The sequence below is a fragment of the Delftia acidovorans SPH-1 genome, from assembly GCF_000018665.1.
Classification (GTDB): Bacteria; Pseudomonadota; Gammaproteobacteria; order Burkholderiales; family Burkholderiaceae_C; genus Comamonas; species Comamonas acidovorans.
Map to the genome: position 1 here is coordinate 3,382,935 of NC_010002.1, position 20,173 is coordinate 3,403,107.

Consider the following 20,173-nt stretch of genomic DNA (forward strand, 5'->3'; position numbering starts at 1 on the left):
GCGTCTGAAACGATGCGATGCCAGTCAGGTTAGGGCGGCGGCCTCCCGAAGTCTTCACGCAGAGTTCAAAGATTCGTGATAACTCCCGGCCCCGGTATTGCGCACAATGGCAGCCACTCCCGCCACTTCCAGGAAACCGCATCCGATGACCGCCACGCGCCGCGTACTTCTCGTCGAGGACGACGCCCATATCGCCGACCTGCTCACGCTGCACCTGCGCGACGAAGGCCTGGAAGTCATGCACTGCGCGCGTGGCGACGACGGCCTGCGCCAACTGGAGCGCGGCGGCTGGGACGCGCTGGTGCTGGACATCATGCTGCCCGGCGTGGACGGCCTGGAGATCTGCCGCCGCGCCCGCGCCATGGCGCGCTACACGCCCATCATCATCATCAGCGCGCGCTCCAGCGAGGTGCAGCGCATCCTGGGCCTGGAGATCGGCGCCGACGACTACCTGGCCAAGCCGTTTTCCGTGCTGGAGCTGGTGGCGCGCGTCAAGGCGCTGCTGCGCCGCGTGGAGGCGCTGGCCCAGAATGCAAGGCTGGAGTCCGGCAGCCTGACCATCGCCGGCCTGGCCATGGACCCCGTGGCGCGCGATGCCCGGCTGCATGGTGCCCGGCTGGACCTGACCCCGCGCGAGTTCGACCTGCTGTACTTCTTTGCGCGCCAGCCCGGCAAGGTGTTCTCGCGCATGGACCTGCTCAACGCCGTCTGGGGCTACCAGCACGAAGGCTACGAGCACACCGTCAACACCCACATCAACCGCCTGCGCGCCAAGATCGAGGCCGACCCGGCCCAGCCCGCGCGCATCCTCACCGTCTGGGGGCGCGGATACAAGTTCGCCGAGGCGGGGGAGGGCGCCTGACATGAAGCTGCGCCTGACACTGACCCAGCGCCTGTCCCTGGTCTTTGCCGTGCTGCTGCTGGTGTGCAGCGGCACCTCGGCCTGGATGCAGCTGCGCGCCAGCCGCATGCACGAGCTGGAAGTGGTGCAGGGCCTGTCGCGCGACGTGGCCGAAAGCATTGCGCGCGACGCCCAGCTGACCGACGCCAACGGCCTCATGCCCGGCGCCGTGCGCAGCTTCTTCAACCAGCTCATGCTGGTCAACCCCAGCGTGGAGGTCTACCTGCTGGACGCCGACGGCCGCATTGCCGGCCATGCCGCCCCCGACGGCCGCGTGCGCCGCGAGCGCGTGGACCTGGCGCCCGTGCACCGGCTGCTGGAAGGCGGCACGCTGCCCATCCTGGGCGACGACCCGCGCAGCGTCGAAGGCCGCAAGGTCTTCAGCGCGGCGCCGCTGCGCGTCAACGGCAAGGACGTGGGCTTCATCTACGTGGTGCTGCAGGGCGAGGCGCATGACCAGCTGGTGGCGCAGGGCTCGGCCAACTCGGTGCTCAGCACGGCGCTGTGGTCCATCGGCATGGTGGCGCTGCTGTGCCTGGTGGCGGGCCTGGTGGCCTTTGCGCTGATCACGCGGCCGCTGCGCCGTCTCACCGAAGAGGTGGCCGGCTTCGACATCCATGGCGCGCCCCCGGACCTGCCGGCCCCCCAGCCCGGCGCCGCACAGGACAGCCGTGACGAGATCGCCGTGCTGGACTCGGCCTACCGCCGCATGGTGGCGCGCATCGGCGAGCAGTGGCGGGCGCTCACGCGCCAGGACCAGGAGCGGCGCGAACTCATCGCCAACGTCTCGCACGACCTGCGCACGCCGCTGTCGTCCCTGCACGGCTACCTGGAAACGCTGCTGCTCAAGGATGCCGTGCTCGACGCCACCGAGCGCCGCCGCTACCTGGGCATTGCCCTGGCCCAGAGCCAGAAGGTGGGCGAGCTGGCGCAAAGCCTGTTCGAGCTGGCGCGCCTGGAATACGGCTTTGTCCAGCCCGAGCCGGAGCCGTTTTCCATGCCCGACCTGGTGCAGGACGTGTTCCAGAAATTCGAGCTGCGTGCCGAGGCGCGCCAGGTGGCGCTGCGGGCCGACTTCCCGCCCCGCCTGCCCGTCGTCCAGGCCGACCTGGGCATGATCGAGCGCGTGCTGGGCAACCTGCTGGACAACGCGCTGCGCCACACGCCCGGCGGCGGCAGCATCCAGGTGGCGCTGGCGGCAGCGGGCAACGCCGTCGAAGTCACCGTGGCCGACACCGGCCCCGGCATCTCGGCCGATCTGCGCGAAGGACTGTTCGAGCGGCCCTTCACCGTGGGCGGCGCCCGCCGCGGCGGCGGCCTGGGCCTGCGCATCGTCCACCGCATGCTGGAGCTGCACGGCTGCCGCATCGAACTGGTGGACCAGCCGGGGCAGGGGGCGAGCTTCCGGTTCGTGCTGCCGGCGGCCGCGCAGGCAACGGGCGCCGACGCACGGCCGCGCCAGGGCTGAGGCGGATCGTGGGTTACCCTTGTGCACAGCGCGCCCTCGACGGCGCGGCATGCACAAGATCGTCAACACGCCCCCAAGGACCCACGCCATGTCAACGTCTGCCTCCCCGGTTCATCGCCTGCCCGCATGGGTGCCGCTGCGCTACACCACGTTCTGCCTGAGCCTGGTCGGCAGCGCGGGGCTGCTGGTGGCGGCGCTGGTGTGGGGAGGGCTGTGGTGGTGGCTGGGCTTTGGCGTGTGCGCCGCGCTGGCGCTGCTGGGCGTGCGCGACATGACCCAGGTGCGCCATTCGGTGCTGCGCAACTACCCCATCATCGGCCACCTGCGGTTTTTGCTGGAGTTCATCCGGCCCGAGATGCGCCAGTACTTCATCGAGTCCGACCATGAGGCGCTGCCGTTCTCGCGCGCCCAGCGCTCCCTGGTCTACCAGCGCGCCAAGGGCGATCCGGACAGCCGCCCGCTGGGCACACAGCTCAATGTCACGGCCCAGGGCTATGAATGGGTGAACCATTCCATGCAGCCCACCAAGCTGGCCTCGCATGATTTCCGCATCACCATCGGCTGCGCCGATGAAGGCAACTCGCCCTGCACCCAGCCCTACAGCGCCAGCATCTTCAACATCTCGGCCATGAGCTTCGGCGCGCTGTCGGCCAATGCCATCCTGGCGCTGAACAAGGGCGCGAAGATGGGCGGCTTTGCGCACGACACGGGCGAGGGCTCCATCAGCCAGCACCACCGCGTGCACGGCGGCGACCTGATCTGGGAAGTGGCCTCGGGCTACTTCGGCTGCCGCAACGACGATGGCAGCTTCAACGAAGAAAAATTCATCGCCAACGCCACCGACCCGCAGGTCAAGCTCATCGAGATCAAGCTCAGCCAGGGCGCCAAGCCCGGCCACGGCGGCATGCTGCTGGGCGCCAAGGTCACCCCCGAGATCGCCGCCGCGCGCGGCGTGCCCGTGGGCGTGGACTGCATCAGCCCGTCCAGCCACAGCGCCTTCAAGACACCGGTGGAGATGATGCATTTCATCGCCCGGCTGCGCGAGAAGTCGGGCGGCAAGCCCACGGGCTTCAAGTTCTGCGTTGGCCATCCCTGGGAGTGGTTCGCCATCGTCAAGGCCATGCAGGAGACGGACATCACGCCGGACTTCATCGTGGTCGATGGGGCCGAGGGCGGCACGGGCGCGGCGCCGGTGGAGTTCACCGACCACGTGGGCGTGCCGCTGCAGGAAGGCCTGCTGCTGGTGCACAACACGCTGATCGGTGTGGGCCTGCGCCACCGCATCAAGATCGGCGCGGCCGGCAAGGTGATCACGGCCTTCGACATCGCGCGGATGATGGCGCTGGGCGCCGACTGGTGCAACGCCGGGCGCGGCTTCATGATGGCCCTGGGCTGCATCCAGGCGCAGAACTGCCATACCGGCCACTGCCCCACGGGCGTGGCCACGCAAGATGCGGCGCGCCAGAAGGCCCTGGTCGTGCCCGACAAGGCCACGCGCGTGGCCAACTTCCACGACAAGACCCTGCATGCGCTGCAGGAACTGGTGCAGGCTGCGGGCCTGGAGCACCCTTGCGACATCACGGCCCACCACATCGTGCGGCGCATCTCCGACACCGAGGTGCGGCAGCTGGCCAACCTGGTCCTGCGCGTGGAGCCCGGCGCGCTGCTGGGGCCGCTGGACAAGCAGCATAGCGTGTTCAAGCTCTACTGGCCGGGCGCCAGCGCCCACACCTTCCAGTTCGCGCCGCCCACGCTCAAGCCTTCTGCGCCGCAGGCCAAGGCGCAGGCGGCGGGCCAGGCGGCATAGAGACGCCACGCAGAGAAGACAGGCGCCACAGACCACAGCCGATTACAGGTTTTAACAACCCTCGGGGATAATGCGCCCCGAGAACTTGGTGCACAACTGTATTTTTCTGTGTAAATGAAAACTATTTTGGTTCGCATTGCAGCTGCCATCTTCGGCGGCTATGCCTTCACCTGGGGCTTCATCGCCCTGGGCGTGGTGCTGATGTTTGCCGCCGGAATGGAGTTCCACGATGCCGAGCATCTGGGCTACATCCTTGGCTTGCTGGTGTTTCTGACGGTGTTCCTCTGGGCCTTTGCCGCCCAGAGCCTCCCGCGCGTCTGGGCCGTGCTGGCCGGTGGCGGCATTGTCATGACCGGCTGCGCATCGCTGCTCCAGCAGATGCTGCTGCCCTGATCCGGAGATCGCTTCCCATGTTCCAGAATTTCCGCCTTTCCATGGCCTGGCTGCACACCTGGTTCGGGCTGGTGCTCGGCTTCGTGCTCATGGCCGCCTTCTTCTTTGGCGCGCTGTCGGTGTTCGACCGCGAGATCGACCGCTGGGCCATTCCGGCCTCGCGCTTCGAGCCTACGCCCATGCCCTCGTACGACCAGATCCTCAAGCCGGTCTTCGAGTCCATGCAGCCCAACGCCCAGGCGCGCGAGGCCATGCGCGGCGAGGTCAACGGCCCGCTGCCCGAGCGCTTCGACACGCCCCAGCGCTGGGGCGCCTACACCACGCACCGCGACCCGGTGCTGGGCCTGTTCGCCGGCTACGAGGTGGCCAACGCCAAGAAGCCCGAGACCCTGATCTGGGCCATGCGCACCATCGACCCGCGCAATGGCGAGTCCCTGCCGGACGACCACCTCAAGATCGGCAGCCAGTTCTTCTACCCGCTGCACTACAGCCTGACGCTCAACTGGATGGGCCTGGGCTACTGGATCGTGGGCTTTGCCGCACTCATCATGCTGGTGGCCCTGGTCAGCGGCGTGGTCATGCACCGCAAGATCTTCCGCGAGCTGTTCACCTTCCGTCCGAAGAAGGCCACCCAGCGCAGCGTGCTGGACCTGCACAACATGACGGGCGTGGTGGCGCTGCCCTTTCACTTCTTCTTCGCCTTCACGGGGCTGGTGATCTTTGCGGGCATCTACTTCCCCATCACCCACACCCAGCTGGAGCCGCTGCACGAGCTGCACGAAAAAATGGAGGCCGAGGAAACCGGCCTGCCGCACGACCGCGCCGGCGTGGCCGCGCCCGTGGCCTCGGTGGACGCCATGGTGGCCGAGGCGCAGCGCCGCTGGGCCGCCAAGGGCATGGCCGGCGACGTGGGCTTCCTGTCCGTAACCCATGTGGGCGATGCCAATGGCTACGTCAGCGTCTACCGCGCAGGCACCGACCGCATCGCGCTCACGGGCGAGGGCATCCACTTCAAGGCCAGCACGGGCGCGCTGCTGCGCGAAGACCCGCCGCGCACGGCCGTGGACAGCCTCAACACCTTCCTCACCGGCCTGCACCTGCAGCACTTCCGCCACTGGCTGCTGCGCTGGCTGTACGTGCTCGGTGGCCTGGCCGGCTGCGCCTGCATTGCCACCGGCTTTGTCTTCTTCGTGGAAAAGCGCAAGAAGCAGCACGCCAAGCAGGGCGTGCAGGGCGCGCGCGTGGTCGATGCCCTGGCCGTCACCACCGTCACCGGCATGCTGGTGGCCGCCCTGGGCATGCTGATTTCCAACCGCCTGCTGCCCGAGGCCATGCCCCAGGGCTGGCCGGGCAGGGGCGACATGGAGCGCTATTTCTTCTGGGCCACCTGGCTGCTGGCCATGGCGCATGCCTTTGTGCGCAGCGCCCCCGTGGCCCGGGGCCTGCCCAATCCCGCCTGGCGCGAGCAGTGCTGGGCCGTGGCCGCCATGGCCGTCACGGCCGTGCTGCTGAACTGGCTGACCACGGGTGACCACCTGTTCAAGACCCTGGGCGCGGGCTACTGGCCCGTGGCCGGCGTGGACCTGTTCATGCTGGCCAGCGCCTTGCTGGCCGTGGTGGTGGCGCGCAAGCTCAAGACGCGCGCCGTGCCCGCCATGCCCTCGCGCGCCGCGGAGGTGGCCCATGTCTGAGGGACTGATGGACGCACTGCTGCTGGCCGCCGCCTTTGCCGCCTCGCTGGCCGGCATGGGCTGGTTTGCGCTGGCCAAGGACGTGCACTGGGAGCAGGTGCACGGCAACACCCCCCAGCCCGATGGCAAGGTCAGGCTGCTGCGCTGGCTGGGCGCCTCAGGCCTGGCCGCCTCGCTGGGACTGTGCCTGGCGGTGGACCATGCCTCCATGGCCTCCTTGGTCTGGATCATGACGCTGGCCGCTGCCGCCCTGGCCATTGCCTTCACGCTGACCTGGCGGCCGAGCTGGCTGCGCTGGCTGCCGGCCTGACGATTGCGCGGGGACCTCTGCGCCCGCCGCAGGCTCAGGCCTGCCTTTTCCTCATCCTGCGGCTGGCCAGATAGGCCATGCCGCACAGCAGCGCCAGCATGCCGCCCTTGCCCAGGCCGGGAACGGCCTGGACATTTCCGGGGCCGGCACCGGGCCCTGGGTCCGTGCCCGGACCGGGATCGGTGCCCGGGCCCGGGTCGGGAGGATCGGCAGCGATCACCTCGATGGACACGGATGCCGGTGCGGCAGCGCTCTGGTGCCCGTCGGATACCGTGAAGGCGAAGGTATCGGGCCCGGAGTAGCCGGCCGCCGGCGTGTAGACCAGCGTGCCCGTCTGGGGATCGAAGCCGCTGATGCCGCCATGGGCGGGGCCGGCGGTGATCTCGAAGCGCAGCGGGTCCGACTCGAAGTCCGTGCCAGCGAGGGTGATGGACAGCGCCGTATCCTGCGGCGTCGTGACGGCTTGCGGCAGCGCCACGGGGGCGGCGTTGGCCGCCATCGCGTTGGAAAAGCGCGAGGTGTCGCCGGTGGAAATCCGGGTGGCGGTGGCCGTGACAGCGGCCTGGTCGCCCGGGGGCATGGCGCCCTTGAACGCCAAGGGCGCATGGCCGGAGGCATCGGTGGTCACGGTCTGCGAGCCCAGCAGAACCTTGCCAGCGGCGCGCTCCACCAGCCCGTCGGGCAGCCTGGGCGTCGAGAAATACTCGATGCGCATGCTCTCGTTGGCGACGCTGTCCAGCGTGCCGGACAGGCCGTCGGGCGTCACCGTGAGCAGCACCGGATCGGCAGGATCTCCGTTGGCCAGGCTGGTTCGTGCGATGCCTCCCTCGGTATTGCCGTAGATGGCATTGCCGAGCATGGAGACGCCCTTGACTTCGTCCCCCCGCAATCCCACGCCGAACAGCCTGTTGTGCGCAATCACGTTGGCATGTGCCGCGTCGTCACCGCCGACCAGGGTGTCATGGGCCTTCTGGAAAAAGGAAACGCCTTCACCGTTGGGCAGGGCGGTTCCCTGGGGACTGACGCCCACGTAGTTGCCCTGCACGAGGTTGTTCTTGCCGGCGCCCTGGAACTGTATGCCGGACGCCTTGCTGCCACCGACGATGTTTCCGCGCACGGTCACCTCGTCCGAATCCTTGATGACGATGCCCCATTGATTGGGCAGCATGGTGCTGGCATCCAGGCTGGTTCCCACGATATTCCCGGCAATCAGGGTATTCGAGTTGCGTGCGGCGTAGTTTCCATTCAATTCAATGGCCGTTTCCTTGTTTCCGGCAACCAGGTTGCCGTCTTCAGGGCCTGTGCCAATGCGGTGTCCGCCTTTCGGCGAAAAGAATACGGCAATGCCTGGCCCATTGTTGGCAATCATGGCCGTGCCGGCTGCATTGGTCCCGACACGGTTGCGGGTCACCAGCGTGTGCGAGCCGGAAATGGAAATCCCGGATGAACCACCGGTTTCCCTGACGTTGCCGGAGACGAGGTTGCTGTCGATCAGCGTGCCGGTAAATCCGGATGCCACGCTGATGCCGTTTCCCTGGTTTCCCAGCGCCACATTGCCGGTGATATCGGTGCCTATGTAATTTCCCTGAATAATGTTTTCTGTACCGACGCCCGGCCAGGAAAGCCATACTCCGGAATTTTCCGCCGCGGAAATGACATTTCGCCCGCCAATATCCAGATTACCGATGCGGTTGCGGTTGCCGGAGTTGACAATAATGTTGCTGCGGTTACCCATGGCGACCGTTCCCGATGCGTCAACGCCTATGTGGCAGCCCAGCACGGTGTTGCCGTCGCCTGTCACCGCCAGGGCGGTGTTGAAGCCGCCTATCGCCAGACCCCGCACCGTGATGGCGCCTGCCAGCTCAAGCCCTGTACCGAACTCGGAGCTGCCTGCCTGCAGCGTGATCAGGGGGCGGCGTGGCAAGTGGTCCTCATAGCCGGGTTGCGTGCTGGCGTCCACCGTGAGCGATGTGGCCGGTGCAATGGGCTGCATGAGGCTGCCATTCCAGTTGCTTTGGGTGACGATGGTCTGCTCTCCCCCCGCACCGATGCTGAACTCGATGCGGTTGTCGCCCCCTTTGTTGCGGTTGGCGTTGGCGTAGGTGATGGCGTCGCGCAGGGTGCAGGGTCCCAGGCCGGTGCTGGCGCACGGGCCGCTTGCGTCGGCGGCGCTGTCCACCACGACGGTCCATGCCTGGGCCGTGGCGACACAGCCTTGCGACAGCAACGCCAGGGCGAGCAGGCGCAGGGGCCTGCGTGCCGCCATGGGAATGAATCGTTGCCTGTATATCTTCATTGCCATTTTCACTTTCCCTGAAATGGGCTGCCGAAACGCATTCTGGATATTGCGCAACACAGGACGTGAAAAAAGCGCTGGCATTCTGCATGCGCGACGTCTGTGTTCAATATCACAGGGGTGGTGAGAAACGGAGCAGCCTTTGTCGATGAATCAATCCGGCAATGATCTCCAGGTCATTGGGATATTGGTTTAAGAATTTTCTTAAAGTGACAGGAATAATGGCATTTTCAAAGAATTTGGGCAATTTTCCGATGGCGGATCGATGCTTGAAATCGCTCTTTGGCGAGGTGGCGTGCAAGAGGTTTCAGCATTAAGAAAATTCTTAGTCCAAATTCGCCTTTTGATTTCTAAGATTCGGCAATGCGCCAGTTTCAAGCTCTCTTGCTTTCTTCCAGATCGATACATCACAGGCTGCGCCTGTCCCTGGCACGGCGTGACTTGATGGCATTTGCACTGGCGATCATGGCCATGCTGGCCTGTGCTGGTCACGGCGGCAGGGGCGACGCCGCCCCGGCGACGCCATCGCGCAGCCTCGGTCATGTGCCCGTGCGAGACGTTCAGTTGTTTTTCATGGACCGATGTTTCCTGCTGCTGGACGCTGCGGTGGGGGCCACGCACGCAGCCATCCACACGCAAGCCGGTTATGCCTGGCCGTGGCGCGCCAGCGCACCGCAGGGCCAGCCCGGGCCGCTCCATTCACTGATGCAGGCAGGCCGGGCGCTTCCCGAATCCCTGTTGCTGCGCAAATCCGCGAACAACGCCGGATGGCTTGCAGACCGCTGGGAGCCCGCGCGGCAGCTGGTCAGGGCCCATGTCTGGCTGCTGCTGTGGTCCGTGGCGCTGGGACTTGCCTTCATGGCTGTACTTGCATGGTGCGTGCGCCGGCTGCGCCGCAGGGTGCCGGCTTCGGCCTGGAGCCGGGCAGGTGCCTGCGCCTGCGCCGCCGGTGATGCGCTCTGCCGCAAGCTGCTGGACACGGCCCCCGTGGGCCTGGCGCTGGTGCGGTGCAGCGATCGCAGCCTGCTGCTGTCCAACGGACTGGCGCGGCAGTGGGTGTGCAGTGATGCTTCCTGGTTTGAGCATGCCCTGGCCGGGGGCACGCAGCAGGGCCCGCGTGAGCTGGCGCTGGGAGACGGTCGGTTGGTGGAGGTCAGCACCACGCCCACGACCCACGCCGGCGAGCCGGTGGTTTTCTGCCTGGTCAGCGATGTGACGGCGCTCAGGCAGGTGCAGGCAGCGCTGGTTGATGCCAAGCTGCGCGCCGAATCGGCCAGCCAGGCCAAGACGCAGTTTCTGGCCACCATGAGCCATGAAATACGGACGCCGCTCTTTGGCATCCTGGGAACGCTGGAGCTGCTGGCGCTGTCCAGGGTTCCTTCCGAACAGACACGCTACCTGGGGGCCATGCAGCAGGCATCGGCGTCCTTGCTGCGCATCGTCAACGACAGCCTGGACCTGTCGGCCATCGAGGCGGGCCGGTTGCAACTGGAGGCCCATGCGTTCTCGGCCACCGAACTGCTCGACAGCGTGGCCGCGGGCCTGCTGTCGCGTGCCGAGCAAAAGGGGCTGCAGCTGTATGCCGTCTCCGATGTGAAAACGCCGCCCCTGCTGGTGGGCGATGCCTTGCGGCTGCGGCAGATCCTGGACAACCTGGTGGGCAATGCCATCAAGTTCACGTTCTCCGGCCATGTGGCCATCCGCCTGCAGGTCATGGGAGAGAGCGAGGAAGGCACCGACCTGCGGTTCCAGGTGCAGGACACAGGCATCGGCATCGACCCGGAGCAGCAGCCCTTCCTGTTCGACCCGTACTTCCGTGCCCATGCGGCCACGCAGCAGCAGGTCCAGGGCGCGGGCCTGGGGCTGTCCATCTGCCTGCGCCTCAGCCAGGAGATGGGCGGGCGGCTGACGGCCGCCAGCCAGCCGGGACTGGGGACCTGCGTGTCATTCGAGCTGCGCCTGCCGCGCGAGAGCGCGGCAGGCTATGAGGCGGTGCCCAGCCTGTTGCCGCAGACCGTCTACGTGGATGGCGCCATTCCGGAAGTCGTGCACAACCTGTGCGCCTGGCTGCGGCATTGGGGCGCCATGGCCCAGCCGTACCGGGAGCAGGTGCAGGGCCCCAATGAACAGGCGGTGCTGGTGCAAGCCTGGCCACGGTCGGTGCGCCGTCCGCAATGGACGGGCAAATGCGTTCTGGCGCTGGCGCCGGGCGAGGTCCCCCGCGAAACCCTGCAGGCCCGTGTGTGGGAAACCAGCATGCCTGGCGTGCTGGCCGTGGGCCAGGCGCTGGGCATGGCCCAGCTGGGCATTGCGCCGGGCGCGCGCCCTGACCTGTACGCCGCCGTTCCCCAGGTCCACGAGCCGATGGGGCTGAGCGTGCTCATCGTCGAGGACAACCCCATCAACAGAATCATCCTGCGAGAGCAACTGCAGGTGCTGGGCTGCGAGGTCCAGCAGGCCAGCAATGGACAGGACGCGCTGTCCATGCCCGGCCTGCTCGAATTCGACGCCGTTCTCACCGACCTGCACATGCCGCTGCTGGACGGCCTGGCCCTGGCGCGTGCGCTCAGAAAGCGTGGCTACGGCCGCCCGATCATCGGGCTGACGGCCAATGCCCAGCCGCAGACGCAGACGCAGCCGCAGACGCAGGCGCAGGCGCAAGGGCAGGGCGACGGACTGCCGGCCGGCTTCGACAGCCTGCTGTGCAAGCCATTCACGTTGGCGGTGCTGCGCACCACCCTGAACCACATCAAGCAATGCAGGACCTGATCCCATGCTGTCGACATTCAAAGCACTCATTCTTGACGACCACGCCCTGTGCTGCGAGCACACGCGCAGCCTGCTCATGGAGGCGGGAATCGTGGACACGCACATTGCCTGCAACGCACGCGATGCCCTGCAAATGCTGCGCGATGGCGGATTCCACCTCGTCATCACCGACCTGAAAATGCCCGACATGGACGGCCTGCAGTTCATCAATGAACTGAGCCAGCGCGGCCTGCATCCCATGCTCGTCATATCCAGCTCCTGCTCGCGCCGGTTGATGAACAGTGTCAGTCTCATGGCCAAGGAGTCCGGCTTTTCCGTCATCGGGATGTTTCAAAAGCCGTTCGGTGCGGACCATGTCCAGGTCCTGGCCAGCCAACTCAGATCCTTGCGTGCCTACGAGAGGAAAGGCGCTCCAGGCATCAAGGAGCGGCCGATTTTCGCCAAGGCACACCTGATCCAGGCGCTGGAGGAGAAAACCATACAGGCCTGGTTCCAGCCCAAGAAATCCCTGCTCACGGGCCACACCGTCGGTGTGGAAGCGCTGGCACGCTGGAACCATCGGCAGTTCGGCTTCATGATGCCGGGCTCGTTCATGTCCGCCATCCGGTTCCATGGCCTGGACCATGCCTTGCTGGTGCGGATGATGGAAGACGCCATGTCGGCGCACCTGGCCTGGCGCAGTTCGGGATATGTGATTCCCGTATCCGTCAACCTGCCGATACCGTTGCTGGACGACATCGGGCTGCCGGATGAGTTGCACGACATGGCGGCCCGGTGCGGCATCGCTGCGGAGAACATCACGTTCGAGTTGCTGGAGGACCAGGCCGTCGGCATACCCGCCAACTACTACATGTGCGCGAGCCGCCTGCGGCTCAAAGGCTTCGGCCTGGCCCAGGATGACTACGGGCGGGGTTACAGCTCGATGTACAGCCTCATCTCCACGCCCTTCACCGAATTGAAGATCGACCGGGCCTTCGTGGCCGGCGCCGCGGGTGACGAGGTGCGCACTGCGGCCCTGACGTCGTCGGTGCAGCTGGGGCGGCAACTGGGCCTGACGGTGACGGCGGAAGGGGTGGAGACCACCCAGGACCTGGAGTTGCTGCGCAGCATCGGCTGCGATTGCGTGCAGGGATATCTGCTGTCCGCCGCGGTGCCCGCCAGCGAATTTGCCCTTATGCTGGCATCCGAACCCCGACACCAAGGCAACCCCACCTGACCCAAGCACGCAAGGCGTCCATGCCCGACTCCCCGTTCAGCAAGATCACACGCACCACACGCTGGCAGAACCGGGTACTGTTTGGAGTGCTTCCCCTTGCGATCTTCCTCATCGCCGTGCTGCTGTGGGGCTCTGAGAGGATCTTCGAGCAGGAGCAGGGCCGCCTGGCCTTGAACTTCTCCGCCATCGTCGGCTCGCTGCAGGAGCAGGAGATCTTTCTTCGGCGGCTCAAGGGCCGCAACGAGTCCTGGAAAGCGCTGCCGGACCAGAGGATAGCCACCATCGTCGACGTGCCCGCTCCTGCGCAGGCGGACTACCGCATGTTCCGTGGCCGCGAGGCCATCGGCGGCATTCCCTTTTCACTGCAATGCTCTGCGCGCGTGGCCTGCGACACGCTCCCGGACCGGCTTTTCTCGCTGGGCAGCTCCCTGGCCGCGGGCTATTCCTCCTTCTGGGCAGGCTCCTACTTCCCTGCAGCCGCTGCCTTCTTCACCAAGGAGGACGGGGCGATCAGCATCGGCGTGCCGGCCATCGACGTGCCCATCGGCAACGAGAGCGTCACGCAGGAAATGTTCGACAGCACGATTGCCGCCGTCAAGGCGCATCTGCGGGCCAGGGCCGCCGATGCCCGGCCGGGCGCCGGCTCCACGGCGCCGGCGCAGGAGATCGTCTGGTTCCGGTCGCCCCAGTTCCCGGAAAAGATGATCGGCATGGTCGCCGCCGGCTTTTCAAGCCATATCGATGCCGGCGACGAAGCCGCCGCAAGCCCGATCTACGCTGCCATCCTTTTCAGCCGCCAGCGCATCAGCGCCATAGAAAGAACCATCCATACGCTGCCCAGGCATCTTTTCTGGCTGGAGCACCGGGATTTCGGCGTGCTCATGGGCACCGGCCCCGTCCCGCAAGTGGACGAGGCGGGGATGCGGTACACGCGCAATGGCCTGATCCTCAAGACCGAAGATGCCTCCGGCCGGTGGACCGGCTACTACCAGGTGGACTACGCCACCTTTTTCCAGGGCCGGCTGTTCGCCCCTTCTGCCGGCCTGGTGCTGGCCCTGCTGCTGAGCCTGCTGGCCGGTATTGCCTATACCCGCTGGTTCAACCGCAAGGTGATTGCGCCTGCGCAGGAAGCGCAGCGGGTCATCGTCGAGAGCAATCAATTCAACAGGACGCTGATCGAAACCGCCCCCGTGGCTGTCTGCCTTGTGGCCTACGGCAGTGGAAAGATCATCTTCAGCAACTCGCTGGTGCAGGAGTGGCTGCACTCGGCCGATGGCTACCTGCGCCCCGGCTCGCCGGAAAACAGGGCGGCGCTGGATGAAATTGTCCACGCCAGGGCCGCAGGAACCATGGAGCAACTGGTCACCGCGCAGGGCCGAACGCTTTACGTGGCCTACGCGCCCACCCGCTACCTGGGCCAGGATGTGACGCTGTGCGTTTTTGCCGACGTAAGTGCGCGCGCAGAAATCGAGAGCAATCTGGAGCGGGCAAGAATCGCGGCGGACGAGGCCAACGAGGCAAAGTCCACCTTTCTGGCGACCATGAGCCACGAGATCCGCACGCCGCTGTATGGCGCGCTGGGCACGCTGGAGCTGCTGGGCCTGACCGAGCTCACGCAGCTGCAGCGCAAGTATGTGGACCGTATCGAAGCCTCCTCGTCCATCTTGCTGCAGATCATCAGCGACATCCTGGACACCAGCAAGATCGAGGCGGACCAGTTGCAACTGGAAAAGGCTCCGTTCAATCCCCGGGAGCTGGTGCAAAACTGCACCAGCTCCTATGCCGCCATGGCGCAGCAAAACGGCCTGCTGCTGTTTTCCTGCGTGGACGCGCAGGTGCCCGAGTCGGTGCTGGGAGACGCGGTGCGCATCCGCCAGATCCTGGGCAATCTCATCAGCAATGCCATCAAGTTCACGGAGGCCGGCCATGTGATCGTCCGCCTGCGCAGCGTGCCGGGCACGGCCTCCCAGGTCCGGCTGGTGTTCGAGGTCTGCGACACGGGCGTGGGCATAGAGAAATCCCTGCATGGGGAGCTTTTCACGCCCTTTTATCTGGTCAAGAACAGCAGCCGCACCGCCCGTGGAGCGGGCCTGGGCCTGTCCATCTGCTGGAGCCTGGCCCGGATGATGTCCAGCTCCATCGAGGTCTGGAGCGAGCCCGGGCTGGGCAGCCGGTTCTGGTTCGAGCTGGGGCTGGAGACCGTCGCGCAGGAGGAGGAGCAGGAGGAGGCTCCCGCGCTACAGGGCGCCCGCATCGCGGTGCGCACCCCCCACCCGGAACTGACGGACAACATCTGCGCCTGGCTGCAGCGCTGGGGCGGCCAGGCCCGCGCGGCGGGCGCCGCCCCGGTGGCGGCCCATGACGATGAGCTGCTGCTGGACGTCCTGCTGCCGGCGGACAGCCCCGCGCCCGGATGGATGGGGCCGCACCTGAACCTTTCCTCGCCGGACAACCGGGGCATCGACGGGCACAACGTTCTGAGCATCGGCTTGGGCATTGCGCAAGTGCTCGGTGGCGCACAGCGCTCGGCCGGCTTCGGCTCCGATCTGCCCCTGTTCGACCTGCGCGTGCTGGTCGCCGAGGACAATCCCGTCAACCAGGTGACGCTGCGCGGCCAGCTCGAGAGCCTGGGCTGCGAAGTCACGGTCGCCGACGACGGCGAGGAGGCGCTGGCGCTGTGGGACATCAGCCCGCACGATCTGGTGCTGACGGACGTGAACATGCCCTACCTCAACGGCTACGAACTGGCGGAGCGGCTGCGTGCGGAGGGCGTTGCCTGCCCCATCGTCGGCGTGACCGCCAATGCCATGCTGGACGAGGAAAACCGCTGCCTGGATGCCGGCATGAATGCCTGGCTGGTCAAGCCCATCCCGTTGCGCACGCTGGTCCGCACCCTGGAGAAGTTCGCGCCGAAAAAGCGGCTCCGCCCGGCGCCTGCCCAGGCCGATACCCCGGTGGGGGATACCCCGCAGCCTGCGGCCCTGTCGGAGCCCAACGTGCTGCAGACGCACCGGCAGGTCTTCGTGCAGTGCATGAACGACGACATCGCAATGCTGGCCCGTGGCCTGGAGGAGCACCGGCCCGACCTGGCCGCGCAGGCGCTGCATCGCATGCGCGGCGCCTTGCTGCTGGCCAGGATGCAGGAGCTTGCCGCGCGCACCCAGTCGCTGGAGGACCAGCTCCCGAACGGCACCCGGGAGCCCGGCCTGCAGGCCGCGCTGTCAGTCCTGCTGGCCGACCTCTTGGCCGACCTTCGCGCCATGATGGCGCAATTGCCCCAGCCCTAACCCTTTGCTTGCGATCCCATGAAACTGAAACTGCGCATTGCTGTCGTGGACGACCACGCCGTGGTCCTGCTTGGCGTCAAGGACTTCCTGGAGCAGGACCCCAATCTCCAGGTCGTGGCCACGTTCAGCACGCCATCGTCCTTGATGCAATACGCCAGATCGAACCCGCTGGACGTGGTTCTGACCGACTACTCCATGCCGGGCGACGATGTCTATGGCGATGGCCTGCGCTACGTGGACTATCTGATACGCCACTTCCCGGACATCAAGGTGCTGGTGCTGACGACCGTCTCCAACCCCATGATCATCTCGGCCCTGTATGACGCCGGCGTCGCCGGTGTGCTGCTCAAGGAAGACCCGCTCACCCAGATCATGGCGGCGCTGCAGTGTGTCCGCCTCAATGCCCGCTACTATTCGCCCTCATTCCAGGCCGACACGCCCAGGCAGGAGCGGTCCGTTTTCCTGGCCGAGCGCGCCAACAGCCTCTCGCCGCGCGAGTTCGAAGTCCTCAGGCATTTCGCCAATGGTGAGTCCATCACCGAAATCGCCGCACGCCTGCGGCGCAGCGTCAAGACCGTCAGCCTCCAGAAGAACTCCGCCATGCGCAAGCTGAACGTGGACAGCAACCAGGACCTGGCGGCCTTCTGCGCCGAGCACCATCTTTTCGACTGACCGGCCTGCGGGCTGCACAAGCCGGTCACCCTTCCAGCACCTGGCCTTGCGCCTGGCTGCCGTCCTCGGCGTCCCCCTCACCCAGGCGATAGTGCGGTTCGGACGGCATCAGGCGAAACCCCAGAAGTGCCCCGCTCCGGCTTGTCTTCATCGCCAGGGGCGCCTGGCAATGCACGCAGCCATAGTTCACGAAATTGGCGTCTTGCTCCAGTGAATAAAAGCGGAACCTCAGTCCGGGGTGGGGCGTTGACAGGCTTGTATTGCTCAGCAATTCGTAGCACGGGTCGCATAGTTTCTGGGACGTTCTCTTTGGCTGCATTTCTGGAAAAAACGGATCGATGTACCGCTCTCCAGTCTTGCCCGGCCTTGCGCAGCCAAGGCTAAGACGATTCTTATTGCCGCACGGCGCGCATCAACGCGGCTGCTGCTGCGCCGTGCGTGGATGCCACCTTCCAGCGCCAGCTCGGTCTCCAGGTAGCGCACGTTGGCGGCTTCGGTGACAAAGCCCGCCACCTCGGCATCGTTGTCATGCGCCTGTTTGTGCCCCAGCCGTTCTGGCGGGCGTTGGCCGAAGCCTGGGCGCGATGGCCGGGCACTGTCGTTGCAACACTTTGTTACTTCCTTGACCCATCTCAAATCCCGCATGCGGCAGCGTCGATACGCTTCGGCCCATGAATCACCAGGGCTTGACTTTGGTCAGCATGGCTTGGCACGCAGGCATTCCCCGCCTGTGCGCACACAACAGCGGCGCACAACGCCGCACAGGAGATGCATCAATGCACATCGGTCAACGTTTCTGGCGCCGCCAAGGATTGGGCGCAAAGCTGTCACTCACCAATTTTGTCTGGGTCGCCGCCATCCTGGCGCTGCTGGTGCTGGGCATTGCCTGGGATGTGAGCAAGTCCCTGCAGAAAAAAATGCACAACGAGATGCAGCAGGGCGTCCAGATGCTGCACAACTTCGTCGAGTCCACCGACAAGGAGCTGCGCCAGCGCACCCAGTTCCTGGCCGACAGCCTGGCGCGCAGCCTGCAGGGAACGCTCAGCCTGGACACCAGCGGCCATGAACCCGTGCTGAGCCTGGACGGCCAGCCGCTCAACGGCAACGATGCGCACCTGCAGGCCTTCACGCGCAGCACCGGCGCCGTGGCCACCGTGTTTGCGGCCCAGGGGCAGGGCGACTTCGTGCGTATTGCCACCACGCTCAAAAACGAGAAAGGCGACCAGAGCGTGGCCGTGCTGGGCAGCCGGCTGGACCGCGCCCATCCCGCCTACGCCGCCATCCAGGCCGGCCAAAGCTACATGGGCCTGGCCCACCTGTTCGGCCGCCAGTACATGACGCAGTACCGCCCGCTCAAGGACGCTTCCGGCGCCACCGTGGGCATCGCCTTCGTGGGCCAGGACTTCTCGCAACTGCTGGAGCACTTCAAGGACTCCATCCGCGCGCTCAAGGTGGGCCAGACCGGCTACTACTACGTGCTCAATGCCGAAGACGGCCCCCAGCGCGGCCAACTGGTCGTGCATCCCGCCCTGGAAGGCCAGAACATGAGCGATTCCAAGGACGGCGATGGCCGCTTCTTCATCCGCGACATGCTGGACCGCAAGCAGGGCAGCATGGCCTATCCCTGGACCAATCCGGGCGAAACCCAGGCACGCGACAAGCTGGTCGTCTTCAGCCAATACGCACCCTGGAACTGGGTCATTGCCACCAGCGCCTACGTGGACGAAGCCGTGTCCGAGACCCGCAGCCTGATCCTGCAGTTCGCCCTCATGGGCCTGGGCGCCGTGCTGCTGCTGTCGGCGGCATGGTTCTGGCTCATCCGCCGCATGATCGTGCGCCCCCTGAAGCAGGCCAGCCACATGGCCTACGCCATTGCCGATGGCGACCTGACCGTGCGCATCGCCAGCGACCGCCAGGATGAAATCGGCCACTTGCTGGAAGCCATGAACACCACCAGCACGGGCCTGACGCGCGTGGTCGGCAGCGTGAACGAACAGGCCCACAGCGTGGCCCTGGCCAGCGCGGAAATCGCCCAGGGCAACCAGGACCTGGCCGCCCGCACCGAAAGCGAAGCCAGCGCGCTGGAGCAGACCGCCGCCGCCATGGAAGAGCTGGGCTCCACCGTGGCCCACAACGCAGACCACGCGCAATCGGCCGACCGCATCACGCGCGAGGCCCAGCGCGTCGTCACCGAAGGCGGGCAGGCCGTGCGCAAGGTCGTGCAGACCATGCAGGGCATAGACGCCAGCAGCAAGAAGATCGCCGACATCATCGGCGTCATCGACTCCATTGCCTTCCAGACCAATATCCTGGCCCTCAACGCCGCCGTGGAAGCGGCCCGCGCGGGCGAGCATGGCCGGGGCTTTGCCGTGGTCGCCGAGGAAGTGCGCGCCCTTGCAGGCCGCAGCGCCGAGGCCGCCAAGGAAATCAAGCAGCTCATCAGCCACAGCGTGGCCGAAATCCACACCGGCAACCAGGAGGCCGCGTTTGCCGGGGAAACCATGGAACAGGCCATGGAGGAAATCCGCAAGGTCACCCAGCTCATCTCGGACATCAGCCACGCCAGCGCTGAGCAGAACAGCGGCGTCGCCCAGGTGGCCGAGGCCATCACCCACATCGACCAGACCACGCAGAAGAACGCCGCCCTGGTCGAGGAAATGGCAGGCGCCGCCGCCGGCCTGCGCCACCAGTCCGATCAACTGGTGCGCGTGGTCTCGGTCTTCAGGCTGCCGGGTGGCAGCGGTGCGCCGCTGCAGACTGCGGCCCGCGCAGCGAGCGCCACGCCAACCACCGGCGCCGCAATCCCCCGTGCCCCGGCACTGGCGCCCGGCGCTGCCGCGGCCAAGCCCGCAGCCCCTGCAGCCCCGGCAAAAACGGCCGCCGCCAAGCCCGTCGCCATGGCCTGCACGGCCGATGACGACTGGGACAGTTTCTGAGAGCCACCGGGTGAGGCCAGGGGAGCCCGGTGCCTCTGGTGCCCCTGGTACCCCTGGCTCCCGCGGCCTGCCCTCTCAGGCCCGCGGCGCTCTGGCATGCTCTGCAGCCACTGCATGAACCGGTTGAATCCCATTGACGCCCCTTGAATACATCGATCGCGCCCTGGCGCTGGTGGCCCAACGTGCCCTGGCCCTGCCAGGGCACGTTTTCTTCCAGCACCTGGCGCAACAGCTGCAATACGTGCGTGCGGTGCTACTGGACCGGGGTCTGGATCGCTCCAGGCTGCACCAGATCACCATCGGCAGCGTTGCGGTCAAGGAGTTCGACGAGACCGATCCAGAGCTGGCCCGGGCCCTGAAGGATGCGCACTACGTGGCCGTGCAGACCGGGCGCGGGCTGAAGATCGATTTGCCCTGAGCGCGCTCC

13 protein-coding genes are annotated in these 20,173 nt (G+C 66.4%); 12 read left to right on the forward strand and 1 reads right to left on the reverse strand.

Annotated features, from left to right (window positions below):
• Positions 1 to 145: 145 nt before the first annotated feature.
• The 6 genes from DACI_RS15410 (at position 146) to DACI_RS15435 (ending at position 6,570) form a co-directional block, all read left to right on the forward strand.
• A complete protein-coding gene (locus DACI_RS15410; protein WP_012204915.1) occupies positions 146 to 862 on the forward strand; it encodes a response regulator transcription factor in 717 nt (238 codons plus the stop codon).
• A 1-nt stretch (position 863) separates the two neighbouring features.
• Entirely contained in the window at positions 864 to 2,369 is a 1,506-nt protein-coding gene (locus tag DACI_RS15415) for a sensor histidine kinase (RefSeq protein ID WP_012204916.1), read from the forward strand.
• Positions 2,370 to 2,457: 88 nt separating this feature from the next.
• Entirely contained in the window at positions 2,458 to 4,176 is a 1,719-nt protein-coding gene (locus tag DACI_RS15420; RefSeq protein WP_012204917.1) for an FMN-binding glutamate synthase family protein, read from the forward strand.
• A gap of 114 nt (positions 4,177 to 4,290) precedes the next feature.
• On the forward strand, positions 4,291 to 4,569 hold the full coding sequence (locus tag DACI_RS15425) for a hypothetical protein (protein ID WP_012204918.1): 279 nt from the start codon (positions 4,291 to 4,293) through the stop codon (positions 4,567 to 4,569).
• A 17-nt stretch (positions 4,570 to 4,586) separates the two neighbouring features.
• The gene (locus DACI_RS15430) at positions 4,587 to 6,260 is read left to right on the forward strand and encodes a PepSY-associated TM helix domain-containing protein (protein WP_012204919.1); all 1,674 of its coding nucleotides are present in this window, start codon (positions 4,587 to 4,589) and stop codon (positions 6,258 to 6,260) included.
• Entirely contained in the window at positions 6,253 to 6,570 is a 318-nt protein-coding gene (locus DACI_RS15435; RefSeq protein WP_012204920.1) for a DUF3325 domain-containing protein, read from the forward strand. Before DACI_RS15430 ends, DACI_RS15435 begins: the two co-directional genes overlap by 8 nt.
• A 34-nt stretch (positions 6,571 to 6,604) precedes the next feature.
• Here DACI_RS15435 and DACI_RS15440 read toward each other — a convergent pair whose 3' ends face one another.
• Positions 6,605 to 8,950, reverse strand: a complete 2,346-nt coding sequence (locus DACI_RS15440) for an Ig-like domain-containing protein (RefSeq protein ID WP_225970923.1) — start codon at positions 8,948 to 8,950, stop codon at positions 6,605 to 6,607.
• Between the two features lie 489 nt (positions 8,951 to 9,439).
• Between DACI_RS15440 and DACI_RS15445 the strand changes: the two genes are divergently transcribed.
• The 6 genes from DACI_RS15445 to DACI_RS15475 all read left to right on the forward strand — a co-directional run bounded on the left by DACI_RS15445 (position 9,440) and on the right by DACI_RS15475 (position 20,164).
• Complete coding sequence (locus DACI_RS15445) at positions 9,440 to 11,635, forward strand: ATP-binding protein (RefSeq protein ID WP_225970924.1); 2,196 nt, start codon at positions 9,440 to 9,442, stop codon at positions 11,633 to 11,635.
• A gap of 4 nt (positions 11,636 to 11,639) precedes the next feature.
• Positions 11,640 to 12,851 (forward strand): EAL domain-containing response regulator, encoded by a 1,212-nt coding sequence (locus DACI_RS15450; protein ID WP_012204923.1) that lies wholly within the window; start codon positions 11,640 to 11,642, stop codon positions 12,849 to 12,851.
• Positions 12,852 to 12,871: 20 nt separating this feature from the next.
• A complete protein-coding gene (locus DACI_RS15455) occupies positions 12,872 to 16,138 on the forward strand; it encodes a hybrid sensor histidine kinase/response regulator (protein WP_012204924.1) in 3,267 nt (1,088 codons plus the stop codon).
• A gap of 18 nt (positions 16,139 to 16,156) precedes the next feature.
• Positions 16,157 to 16,810, forward strand: a complete 654-nt coding sequence (locus DACI_RS15460) for a response regulator transcription factor (RefSeq protein WP_012204925.1) — start codon at positions 16,157 to 16,159, stop codon at positions 16,808 to 16,810.
• A gap of 776 nt (positions 16,811 to 17,586) precedes the next feature.
• Positions 17,587 to 19,746, forward strand: a complete 2,160-nt coding sequence (locus tag DACI_RS15470; RefSeq protein WP_012204928.1) for a methyl-accepting chemotaxis protein — start codon at positions 17,587 to 17,589, stop codon at positions 19,744 to 19,746.
• 133 nt (positions 19,747 to 19,879) lie between these two features.
• A complete protein-coding gene (locus DACI_RS15475) occupies positions 19,880 to 20,164 on the forward strand; it encodes an immunity protein Tsi6 family protein (RefSeq protein WP_012204929.1) in 285 nt (94 codons plus the stop codon).
• The last annotated feature ends 9 nt before the right edge of the window (positions 20,165 to 20,173 follow it).

Bases quoted from the DNA above. Each gene is read 5' to 3' on its own strand.
- DACI_RS15410 (WP_012204915.1), top strand. From the start codon at position 146: ATGACCGCCACGCGCCGCGTACTTCTCGTCGAGGACGACGCCCATATC.
- DACI_RS15415 (WP_012204916.1), top strand. From the start codon at position 864: ATGAAGCTGCGCCTGACACTGACCCAGCGCCTGTCCCTGGTCTTTGCC.
- DACI_RS15420 (WP_012204917.1), top strand. From the start codon at position 2,458: ATGTCAACGTCTGCCTCCCCGGTTCATCGCCTGCCCGCATGGGTGCCG.
- DACI_RS15425 (WP_012204918.1), top strand. From the start codon at position 4,291: ATGAAAACTATTTTGGTTCGCATTGCAGCTGCCATCTTCGGCGGCTAT.
- DACI_RS15430 (WP_012204919.1), top strand. From the start codon at position 4,587: ATGTTCCAGAATTTCCGCCTTTCCATGGCCTGGCTGCACACCTGGTTC.
- DACI_RS15435 (WP_012204920.1), top strand. From the start codon at position 6,253: ATGTCTGAGGGACTGATGGACGCACTGCTGCTGGCCGCCGCCTTTGCC.
- DACI_RS15440 (WP_225970923.1), bottom strand. From the start codon at position 8,950: ATGCCAGCGCTTTTTTCACGTCCTGTGTTGCGCAATATCCAGAATGCG.
- DACI_RS15445 (WP_225970924.1), top strand. From the start codon at position 9,440: ATGGACCGATGTTTCCTGCTGCTGGACGCTGCGGTGGGGGCCACGCAC.
- DACI_RS15450 (WP_012204923.1), top strand. From the start codon at position 11,640: ATGCTGTCGACATTCAAAGCACTCATTCTTGACGACCACGCCCTGTGC.
- DACI_RS15455 (WP_012204924.1), top strand. From the start codon at position 12,872: ATGCCCGACTCCCCGTTCAGCAAGATCACACGCACCACACGCTGGCAG.
- DACI_RS15460 (WP_012204925.1), top strand. From the start codon at position 16,157: ATGAAACTGAAACTGCGCATTGCTGTCGTGGACGACCACGCCGTGGTC.
- DACI_RS15470 (WP_012204928.1), top strand. From the start codon at position 17,587: ATGCACATCGGTCAACGTTTCTGGCGCCGCCAAGGATTGGGCGCAAAG.